Genomic DNA, 11,107 nt, shown 5'->3' with positions numbered 1-11,107 from the left:
ACGAGAACGAGCTAATCCATGGGCATGTAAACGGTCAAGACGTTTTCCCCATTTAACCAAAAAGGTGATTAACTGTGAGCGCAATCTTAGATATCATTCCCCTTCACCACGATTCACGAAACTGCAAAGAGGACACCATCGTTACCGTCGCCACTTGGTGGAAGCGTGACTACGCCTTGATGTTTTTGGAATCGTGGGGATTTGCATTTGATCAAACGCAATGGAAACAATCAGGGAAGCTGTACCAGAGCATTACGCCAGGCATCGGAGACATGTTGAACTTACTCAGGCACCTTCACGGCATCGAAATCTTTGTTAAGGGGAGTGTATCCTTGCAGGACACAGTCGCTTTGGTGGAAAGCGAGCTGCAAGAATCAAGGCCGGTTGCCATCGATTTGGATTCTTATTACTGCCCGTGGAGCCACGGCTATCAGAAGTACCACTCGATTCATACGTGTTTGATCGTAGGAGCAGACAAGGCCAGCCAGACTTATACGCTGGTAGATTGCTTTTACGAAAGGCAAAACGTCACGATTTCGATCGCGGATTGTTTTCGGCAAGAGTGCCGAGGGATCGCGCTTTTCCGCAAGCTGCCAGAACATGAGCAAGCCTTCGACTGGAAACAGACGATCCTGTATGCGCTGAAACAAACGCTGTATCGGGAGCGAGAGGCGACTGCTTTTGAGAAGATGCGAGAGTTTGCCGATGTGTTGCAGCAGTTGCCAACAGTCGCTGGCGAGTTTAACGATTCGCAGCAAGTATGGATGTCGCCGCTCTTGTCCATCTTGCACGCAATCAGCAACGGCAGAAAGCATTTTGCCTCTGCCTTGCAATATGTGCATGACCGCTTTCAAATAGACAGCCTTGCTCCACTGATCCAGGACTTGACTTACTCGGCGGCTCAGTGGAGCACGGTGCTGTCCATGCTGACGAAAGCGTATTATCAATCGGGCGACAGCAAGCTGATTCAGCGGGCGGCCAGCAAAGTCCGGATGGTTGCCGAACTGGAGGAAAAGGTTGCCGATCAACTGCAAAACATCTGCGGAGAGAGGCCCCATCATCTGGCGGACGACAAGCGCGAGCGATCGAAAGCGGGTGCGGGCTACAGCAGGATGACGTTCATCGACCTGGCTGATTCCTGCAATAACAAAGGGTTCAGTCATGTGGCTGCGTCTGCTTGTACCGCCGATTTGACGCTGATGGGCGAGGTTTTCTTGCTAGAGGATGTGCCGGAGCAACCGATCTGGAATGTAAACGGGATGGAGTTTTCTCTGCCTGCGCTTGCGGAAAACAGAAACGATAACATCTCCTGCGCGGGACAAGAGATCAACGTCCCGGAAGGCTACTATTCCAGCCTGCTGATCTTGGGCTGCTCAGAGTGCGGGAGCTACACGGAGAGAATCGAGATTTTGTACGAGGACAACGTCGTCAGATACATTCCGATTCAATTTACCGACTGGTATATGGAGCCGATGTTCGGGGAAACAACCGCATGGGTAGGCAAGGGCGCGGCGCGAAGAGAGGGCCAGGTGGAAATCCTCGATTTTCCGGTCAGACTGCTGGTGCAGCAATACTATTTGAATCCGAGCCGAAAAATGCTGCGGATCAAATTGCCTGATTGCCCCAATATACATATTTTTGCCATGACCTTGATGGCAAAGGGATAAGCATAGCTTGTCAAACCGCCACCCTTGGTGGACAAGCAATTTTGGCTTGATTTGGCCAGCCGCCTGGAAAAGAAACCGGGAGAAAAGGAGGGGAACCATGAACGAGAACGCAAGAACAGGCTTGGAAGTCGCCATCATCGGGATGTCGGGCGCTTTTCCAGGTGCGAAAAATCTGGAGCAGTTTTTTCATAATATGAAAAATGGCGTGGAAAGCATCTCCTTTTTCTCGGACGAAGAATTGGAAGAAGCGGGCGTACCGGCAGCGGTGTACAAGGCGGAAAACTTCGTGAACGCAAAAGGTCACCTAGAAGAGAGCGACTATTTTGACAACAACTTTTTTGGCTATACCCCGAACGAAGCCCAATATATGGACCCGCAGACCCGCTTGCTGCACGAGCATACGTGGAAAGCGCTGGAGGATGCCGGTTATCCGCCGGGTACGACCAATGACGCTGTCGGCGTATATGTGGGAGGGCGCCCGCACTTTCGCTGGGAGGCGTTGTCCTTATCGGTAGGCTCGCATAACGGGGCCGAGGAGTTTGAGATCGCCCACCTGAACGATAAAGATTTGATGAGCACGAGAGTATCCTACAAGCTGCATCTGACAGGGCCGAGCTATACGCTGTTTACCGCCTGCTCCACGTCATTGGTCGCGGTGCATGTAGCCTGCCAAGGCGTGCTCAGCGGGGAATGCGAGCTTGCAGTGGCTGGCGGCGTATCCATCACCAGCCCCTTGAAAAACGGATACGTCTATCAGGACGGGATGATTTTGTCAGCCGACGGTCATTGCCGTGCTTTTGCTGCCGACTCTAGCGGAACGGTGGTGGGCAATGGGATCGGACTGGTCATTTTAAAGCGGCTGGAAGATGCCTTGCGCGACAACGACCATATATACGCGGTCATCAAAGGAACGGCGATTAACAACGATGGCAACCGCAAAGTCGGGTACACCGCTCCAAGCGTAGACGGACAAGTCGAGGTCATTCGTGCCGCTCATCGCGTGGCCAGAGTAGATCCGGCGACGATCAGCTACATCGAGGCTCACGGAACCGGGACAGCTTTGGGTGATCCGATCGAAGTCAAAGCGCTGACCCGGGCTTTTCAGACGGGAAGAAAAAATTACTGCGGGCTAGGCTCGGTCAAAACGAATATCGGACATCTGGACAGTGCGGCGGGGATCGCCGGATTGATCAAGACGGTACTGGCAATCGACAACAAATGCTTGCTGCCTACGCTGCACTTTTCCAAGCCGAACCAAAACCTCGAACTGGAAAATACCCCCTTTTTCCTGGTGGACCAGCCGGCAGAGTGGGATCATTCGGCAGGCCCCTTGCGAGCAGGGGTCAGCTCGTTTGGCGTTGGCGGAACGAATGCGCATGTGGTGCTGGAAGAGTCGCCTGTCAGACAAGCAGCCAAGTCAAAAACGCATGAGAGCAAGCTGCTTGTCTTCTCCGCCAAGACCCGGGAAGAGCTGGAGCGTGCGACGGACGACTTTGTGACATTTGTCAAAAGGAACCCACGTGCCGAGCTTTCCGACATCGCCTACACCTTGCAAATGGGGCGGGCGCATTTTTCCCATCGTCGCTATGTAGTCTGCGCTGCCATGTCAGATGCTTGCGCTGCGCTTGAGCAAAACGAGCCGCAAGCTTTTGGGCTGGTGGCGAAAAAGGCAGTCCCGCCGATTGCTTTTGTGTTTTCCGAGATGGACGCGGAGGAAGCGGCTTTGCTCTACCAAGCTGGTTTGCAAAGTGCGTATTGCCGGGACGAATTTGAAGCGTTGCTGCTACAGGCAAGCGAACTGCAAGGAACCGCAGGCTCGCTTCTTCTCGATGCTCCTACGCGGTATGGGCAGATGCTGCCTTTTCTTTTCCAGCTCGCCACGGCCAAATGGTTGCTCCGCATGGGAGTACAGCCTGCTGCTGCCACGGGAGTCGGAAGCGGAGAGTACGTGGCAGGGTGTCTCGCCGACGTGTTTTCCTTTGAGGATGCGTTGCTGCTTGTGGGAAAAAGGGACGAGCTATTGGAAGAATGGAGCGGCAGCGAAGGCGATCTGTTCTTGCTGGAAGCTCTCCAGAGCGAGCTGTTTGAAGTTGTTCACACCGTCCCACTCGCTTTGCCATCAATCCCTGTGGTGTCCTACGATGCGGGGAAAACGATTTCTCGCGAAGTGACGCTTCCTGACTACTGGGTGAACCGCTTCGGGGGAGGCAGTGAAGGACAAGGGGCGTTTGTTGCCTGGCAGGAAGCTGCCGAGGAAGTTCAGTATCTGTTGTTTGGCCCAGAGCGGGAAGGCGGAGGAGAAGTGCTTGCAACGGAGGAAGACGGAAGTCAGTGCAACTTTTTGTCTCTTGTAGCAGGCCCTTCCGGTATCGAGCAGCGCCTTCTTGAAGCGATCGGTCATTTGTGGTCAAAAGGCTGCCCGATCAAATGGGCCGAGCTGAACAAGCATCTCGGGCAATCGCGTGTCTCGCTTCCCACTTATCCGTTTACGCGGAAAAATTACGGGATGGACCCCGAGCAGCTGAAACAACTGAACGATCTGCTGCAAGGTCAAGCGCCAGCGCAAACAGCGGGCAAGGCGGAGGAAGTAAAGCAGAGCAGGGAAGACTGGCTGTACATTCCATCATGGACCCGCTCAGATTACGACGAGGCAGCAGGGGAGCTTGCGCCTTGTCTCTTTGTCGTTTTCGCTACCAAAAACTCTAGCGTGATCCGGTGGATCGAGCAGATCGAGACATCAGGTCACACCGTTGTCCGCGTCGAAACAGGCGAAGGCTTCTCCAAGCAAGCGGAAGCGACCTATACGGTAAACCCGGACAATCCCGCCGATCTGGTCAAACTGCTCGAAACGCTGGCGCTACCCGCTGACCAGCCCTTGAAATTCGTTCATTTTTGGTGCTACGACCAGCAGGTGGACGCTGACGACGCCAAGCGGGCGGCGCAGCAATGGAATCGGCTTGGCTATCACACTTTATTGAACCTGGCAAAAGCGATCGGACAGCTCCGGCTCCAGCAGAAAATTGCCGTCGATATCGTCGCCAGCGACGTTTTTGAAGTCATTGGAGACGAGGCGGTCGTGCCAGCCAAAGCTACTCTGCTAGGCCCGGTTCGCGTCATTCCCAAAGAGTACGAAAACATCAGTTGCAGGCTGATCGATGCCGACCGCCGCGAAAACCAGCGCGTAGCTCGCTTGCTGCAACAGTGGATGGGGGAGAGCTTCGCTGACGTGCTGGCCATTCGCCATGCGTACATTTGGGAGCCTGCCTTCAAGCAAATTCAGCTGCCTGCTTCTGCCGCTCCGGCTTCCCAGCGTCTCAAGCACGGGGGAGTGTACGTCATTACCGGAGGTCTGGGAGCCATCGGATTGCAAGTAGCGAAATTTTTGGCGGAAAAGTACCACGCGAAGCTCGTCCTTATCAATCGCTCGCACTTTTTGCCGGAAGCGGAATGGGACAGGTGGCGTGCGCTCCACGGAGAGGACGATCCAGTCAGCCAAAAAATCGCGCTGCTGCGGGAACTGCAGGCTTCCGCGAAGCAGCTTTTCTTGTATCAGGCGGATATTGCCGACGAGGAGCAGATATTGCGAATTTTCAGCCGGATCATGGAGGACAATCAGTTAATTGACGGGATCTTCCATATTGCTGGCGTTCCCGATGGAGCTGTCATCCAGCGCAGAACAAGCGAGCTGTGCGAAGCCGTGTTTGCGACAAAAGTTTACGGTACGGCGGTCTTGCAAAAAGCGATTGAGCAGTTGGCGCTACCCGTCGACTTCTTGTTGCTCTTTTCCTCCTTAAGCTCGGTCATCGCTCCACCCGCGCAAGTAGCGTACAGCGCCGCGAATGCCTTTTTGGATGCATTTGCCTTGACGAATACGAAAAACGGCGTTTTCACCCAGGCGATCAACTGGGATACGTGGGAAAATACCGGAATGGCCAGCATCTCGGCGACATTCCGTCCGGACAGCTCCGCGCTACCCGGCATTTCGTACCACAAGCTGGCGCATCCGTTTTTCCAGTACGCCGTGAAAGAAAATACAGGACGCACGACGTTTTTGTCCCATTTTCAGACGAGCAAAGACTGGATTTTGGCTGAGCATCGGGTAGGAGACAAAGCGGTATTGCCGGGAACGAGCTATGTGGAAATGGCCTGCGCCGCCTACGCATCGCTGCATCCCGGCATGGAAGCAGCGATGCGCCTCCAGGACGTGTTCTTTTTGACGCCGCTTCTCCTTGAGGACGGGGCTGCTGTTCATGTGCGCACCGTGCTGCTGCGGGAAAACCAGGGCTATCGTTTTTCGATCGAAAGCTGCTCGGACGTGCAAAAGGCAAGCTGGATTACCCATGCTCGCGGCTATGTCGGTGCGGGGCAGAGCCAGCTGCGCGATTATCAGCTCGCTGCTGTTCGCGATGCCTGCGCTCAAAGCCAGTACGGCCCAAGCGACTACAACAATCTGCGCGACAGCCAGTTCACATACGGGCCGCGCTGGAACAGCTATTGCTGGGGAACGTTTGCACAAGCGCAAGGACTGTCGCTGATCGAACTGCCAGCGGAGTTTGCGGAGGATACCGCTATTTATCGTTTCCATCCGGCGATCATCGACGTGGCATTGGTCTATATGAATCGCGCTGAAACGGCTGGCGGTCCATACGTGCCGTTCTCCTACAAAAGCATTACGATCCACGGCAAAGTGCCCTCCAAAGTGTACAGCCATATTCGCTGCCGGACAGCTTCACGGCCGGACAGCAAAATCGTCGAGTTCGACCTGACGATTATGGATGAACAGGGGCGGGGGATCGTCGAAATCGAAGGCTACCAGGTGGCGGCCGTCTCGGCTCAACAGCCGGACAAGGATAGCCATGGGATGCCACAGGCACAGCCAAAGTCACAACCGCAACCGCAGTTGCCGTTGCAGACGAAATCGGCTTCTTTACAGGCAGAAGATGAGGCGGCGCTCGCCACTTCGGCCCCGTCTTTGACGGTGGAAGAAGGACTGCAGCTGCTCGATACGGCGCTCGCCGCCAGTTACAGTCAGCTGCTCGTCTCGACCGTGGATTTGCCTGCGCGGTTTTTGGCGTACAAGCGCCAGCGGGTGAGCGCATTGGCTGAAAGCAGCAAAGAGTCTGCTGCTGAGCCGCTGATGGCCAGCAAGCCGCGCCTGTCGCTTGCGGAGGCGGAAAAGCTCATCGCGAGCATTTGGCAGGCGATCTTGGGCCATGAACACATTTCCCGCGACGACGACTTTTTTGAGCTTGGCGGAGACTCGCTGAAAGTATTGACTGTTGCTGAGCGGATTTACCAGGCCAGCAGCATCAAAATTCCGATCACGGTCTTCTTCCAGTCAACTACCGTCGAGAAGCTGGCCCGCTACATTGCGGATACGCATGATGACGGACAAGCGTACACGGCGATTCCAAAAGCAGCGCCGCAAGCGTACTATCCGTTGTCGTCGGCGCAAAAGCGGCTGTATTTTCAGCAGCAAGTCCAGCCGGATAACGTCGCTTACAACATTCCGGAAATCACCTACATGGAGGGCGATTTCGACCTGGACAAACTGCAACACGCCTTCGAGCAGGTCATTCAACGCCACGCCATTTTGCGTACAGGCTTTGACGTCATCGATGGCGAGATGGTGCAGATCATTGCAGACGAGGTCGCATTTCAAGTGGAGTACCAAGAGCTGGCCGAATCGGACGTGCAGCAGACGGTCGAGCAGTTTATGCAACCGTTTGACTTGCGGCATCCGCCCCTGATGCGGGTAAAAGTCGTCCGCTACGCTGCGCAAAAATACGTGTGGCTCTTCGATATCCACCATATCGTAGCCGACAATATCTCGGTTTCGCTTTTGCAAAACGAGCTGATCCATTTCTACAACAATCAACCGGAAGCGCTTGACCCCGTTTCGTTGGAGTATGCCGATTTTGTCGCGTGGCAAAATGAACGAATTGAGCGCGGAGATTATGACAAACAAACCGAGTATTGGCTCCGGCAACTATCAGGGAAGCTCCCGGAGGCATTGCTTCCGACCGATTTTCCCCGTCCGTCTGTGTTGAGCTATCGCGGCGACATTTATACGTTCCATCTGGAAGAGGAGACGACGGCCAGGCTGAAAGCAGGCATGAAACGCAACACGACCACTTTGTTCATGAACATGCTCGCCATTTTTCATATCTTGCTGCACAAATATACTGGCCAAGAGGAAATGATCATCGGAGCGAGTCTCGCCGGAAGAAACCACGCCGATTTGACGAAAATGGTCGGAATGTTTGCGAATGTGCTGCCGTTTTATTCGCGACTGGAGCAAACCGCCACGTTTGAAGATTACGTAAGCGAAGTAAAAGAGAAGAGCTTGGAACTGTTCGAGAATCAGGACGTGCAGTTTGAGATTTTGGTGGAGAAGCTGGGGTTGACTCACCAGTTAAGCGCCCATCCGCTGTTTACGGTCATGCTTGTGCTGCCCGATTTCAAGCCTGCCGAGATCGCGATGCAGGGGCTTGTGTTGAAGTCCTATCCTTTCCGCAACCCTTCCGCGAAATTCGATTTGACTCTCTGGGTGTACGATTACGACAGCAAAATCGAAATGCGCATGGAATACTCGACAGATTTGTTTACCCGCAAGACGATCGAGACGATGACGGGACATTTTCTCGCCATTGCCAAGCAAGTCGTCGACAACCCCGACGTGCTTGTAAAAGAGATTGTGCTGGATACGAGACTTGCCAAAGCAGCAGCAGAAGCGTTGCTGGAAGATGGAAACGATTTTGCCTTTTGAGCAATCGAGAGCATAGGAGTGGTAGCGTATGGGAGGTCATTTCGATACGAACGTGTCGTATTTGAATGACATGTATAAAAAAGAATATGAGTATTGGCAAAACAAGCTGGCAGGCGCAGCAGAGAAAAGCTGCTTTTTTGCCGGAGCGCATGACACAAAAGCAGAGGAACTGCGCATGGAGACGGCAGACTTTGTCCTCCCGAGCCATTGCGCCAATCGACTGGTGCAAATCAGCAACCACTCCGATGCCAGATTGCACGTGCTGCTGCTGGCTTATACAGCCGTGTTGCTGATGAAGCACACGGGGCAGACGGATATCGTGCTCGGAACCAGCATCTACCGTCAGCAAGCGAATGAAGAGTTTATCAATACGGTGCTGCCGATCCGCATTCCGCTCACCAACGAAATGCCGCTGCTTGACGTGATTACGGACGTCAGGCAAACCGTTTCCGAGGCTATCGAGCATCAAAACTACCCGATTGAGCTGATCTTGAAAAATGCGAAGCAGCCTGCGGATTTTCTGGACGTCTCTGTTATTTTGGCGAACATTCAGGAGCTGTCATACTTGGACAGGGCCTCGTCCAACCTCATTCTGGCTTTTGACAGACAGCACGACGAGCTGCGTGTCCGCATCCATTACAATGCCTTGCTTTACCAAAAAGAGCAGGTCGAGAGGCTGGTGGAACAGCTCTCGATTTTGTTGGAACATTCACTCAACAATCCGCGAGTGCCACTGAAAGAGCTGTCGATCCTCACCGCGAGAGAGCAGGAGCTTTTCGCTCGGATCAATGAGACGGCGGTGCGTTTTCCCGAAAAGGCGACGATCTCGTCGCTTTTTGAGGAAGCTGTCCAGGCGTATCCGCAGCATACAGCTGTTGTGTTTGAACAAAAGCGGCTGTCGTATGACCAGCTCAATCAAAAGGCGAATCAACTGGCCCATTGTTTACGGGAGCGGGGCGTAACCGCCGAATCGATAGTAGCCGTGTTGATGCCGCCGTCCGTGGACATGATCGTCGCCATTTTGGCCGTATTGAAGGCGGGCGGCGCGTATTTGCCGATTGACCCGGATCTTCCCGCGCACAGAGTTGAGTACATGAGACAAGACAGCCAGGCCGCCTATGTCGTGACACTGCAAGCGCAATCGTTGGCCAGCGGTTTTGCTGACGTGATCTTTGCCGACGACGAGCGACTCAATCATTATTCTGTTGCCAATCTAGAGCCGATCCACCAACCGAACCAGCTTGCCTACATTATTTACACGTCGGGAACCACGGGCAAGCCCAAAGGAGTCATGATCGAGCACAGAAACGTAGTCCGCTTGTTTTTTCATGACAACAATCGCTTCGCTTTTTCCTGCGACGATACGTGGGTGCTGTTTCACTCGTTCGGCTTCGATTTTTCCGTTTGGGAAATATTCGGAGCTTTGCTGCACGGAGGCAAGCTTTTGCTGCTATCGAACGTGCTGAAGCGGGATTATCGGCAACTCGTACAGCGGTTGCGAGAAGAACAGGTGACCGTCTGGAATCAAACGCCTTCCTCTTTTTACCAGTTTATCGAGGAAGAGCTGAAACAGCCGGACAAAAAGCTTTGCTTGCGCTACGTCATTTTTGGCGGGGAAGCTCTGCTGCCTGCGAAGCTCGCCGCGTGGCATGACAAATATCCCGAAACAAAGCTTATCAATATGTATGGAATTACAGAGACGACTGTCCATACGACTTACAAGGAAATTGCCGCGGAGCAGATTCGCTCGAATGAAAAGCGGATTGGCGTGCCGTTTTCCACCGTCCACTTGCACATTTTGAACAGGCAAGGAGACGTCGTGCCCACAGGTGTCGTCGGTGAAATCTGCATTGGCGGCGAAGGAGTCGCGCGTGGCTATTTGAACAAACCGGAATTGACAGCGGAACGGTTTCAGCTATGCCAGCTTGGCGGCCAGATGCAGCGGCTTTATCGCTCCGGCGATTTAGGGCGGTATTCGTCTGACGGAGAAGTGGAATACATCGGGCGCAGGGACAAGCAAGTGAAAATCAGGGGGTATCGCATCGAACTGGATGAGGTGCGCTCCCATCTGTTGACGATGGAAGGCATTCAAGAGGCTGTGGTGATGGCTCGGGAAATCGAGGAAGACGGCAAAATTCTTTGCGCCTATGTCGTGATGAAAGAAGAACAGGCAGAGCGCTTCGATCCGGTGGAAATCAGGCAGTATATGCAAACGCGCGTCGCCGACTATATGATCCCGTCCTTTATCCTTTTGCTCGACAAAATACCGTTAACGATCAATGGAAAAGTGGACGACAACCAATTGCTCCAGATGGAGTTCAGACAGAGCGGCAAGCGCGATGTTGTTCAACCAGGCACCGAGCTGGAAAAACAGCTCGCAGAGGCTTGGGGCAAGGTTCTCAAAACCGATTCCATCGGCATTCATTCCACGATTTTTGATTTGGGCGGGACTTCTTTTGACGTGCTCAAGATCAGCAAAGAGCTGACGGATCAACTGGGGCGAGAGGTGACTGTCGTGACTTTGTTTACTTATCCGACGATCAGCATGCTGGCAAACGTACTGGAAGCAGAAGTCACTACCCGGAAGCTGCAAGCCGACGCCCGGCTCGACTCGATCGAGGACGGGAAAAAAGCCCGATTGCAAAAATTACGTCTGTTAAAAAAGTAGGGA

The 11,107-nt window shown here is 53.7% G+C and carries 3 protein-coding genes; all 3 read left to right on the top strand.

The window, feature by feature from the left end; genetic code table 11:
• Window positions 1–74 precede the first annotated feature (74 nt).
• The 3 genes from HP435_RS15185 (at window position 75) to HP435_RS15175 (ending at window position 11,104) form a co-directional block, all read left to right on the top strand.
• On the top strand, window positions 75–1,667 hold the full coding sequence (locus tag HP435_RS15185; protein WP_173599522.1) for a BtrH N-terminal domain-containing protein: 1,593 nt from the start codon (window positions 75–77) through the stop codon (window positions 1,665–1,667).
• A 97-nt stretch (window positions 1,668–1,764) separates the two neighbouring features.
• The gene (locus HP435_RS15180) at window positions 1,765–8,436 is read left to right on the top strand and encodes an SDR family NAD(P)-dependent oxidoreductase (RefSeq protein ID WP_173597305.1); all 6,672 of its coding nucleotides are present in this window, start codon (window positions 1,765–1,767) and stop codon (window positions 8,434–8,436) included.
• Between the two features lie 28 nt (window positions 8,437–8,464).
• Window positions 8,465–11,104, top strand: coding sequence for a non-ribosomal peptide synthetase (locus HP435_RS15175; RefSeq protein ID WP_173597306.1), 2,640 nt, complete (start codon window positions 8,465–8,467; stop codon window positions 11,102–11,104).
• Window positions 11,105–11,107 lie beyond the last annotated feature (3 nt).

This window comes from Brevibacillus sp. HD3.3A (assembly GCF_013284375.2).
GTDB classification, from domain to species: domain Bacteria; phylum Bacillota; class Bacilli; order Brevibacillales; family Brevibacillaceae; genus Brevibacillus; species Brevibacillus parabrevis.
Note: the sequence above shows the minus strand (reverse complement) of the source record. Positions and strands in the feature narration are given on the sequence as shown.

Coding starts and splice junctions, on each gene's coding strand:
- HP435_RS15180 (WP_173597305.1), top strand. CDS start 1,765: ATGAACGAGAACGCAAGAACAGGCTTGGAAGTCGCCATCATCGGGATG.
- HP435_RS15175 (WP_173597306.1), top strand. CDS start 8,465: ATGGGAGGTCATTTCGATACGAACGTGTCGTATTTGAATGACATGTAT.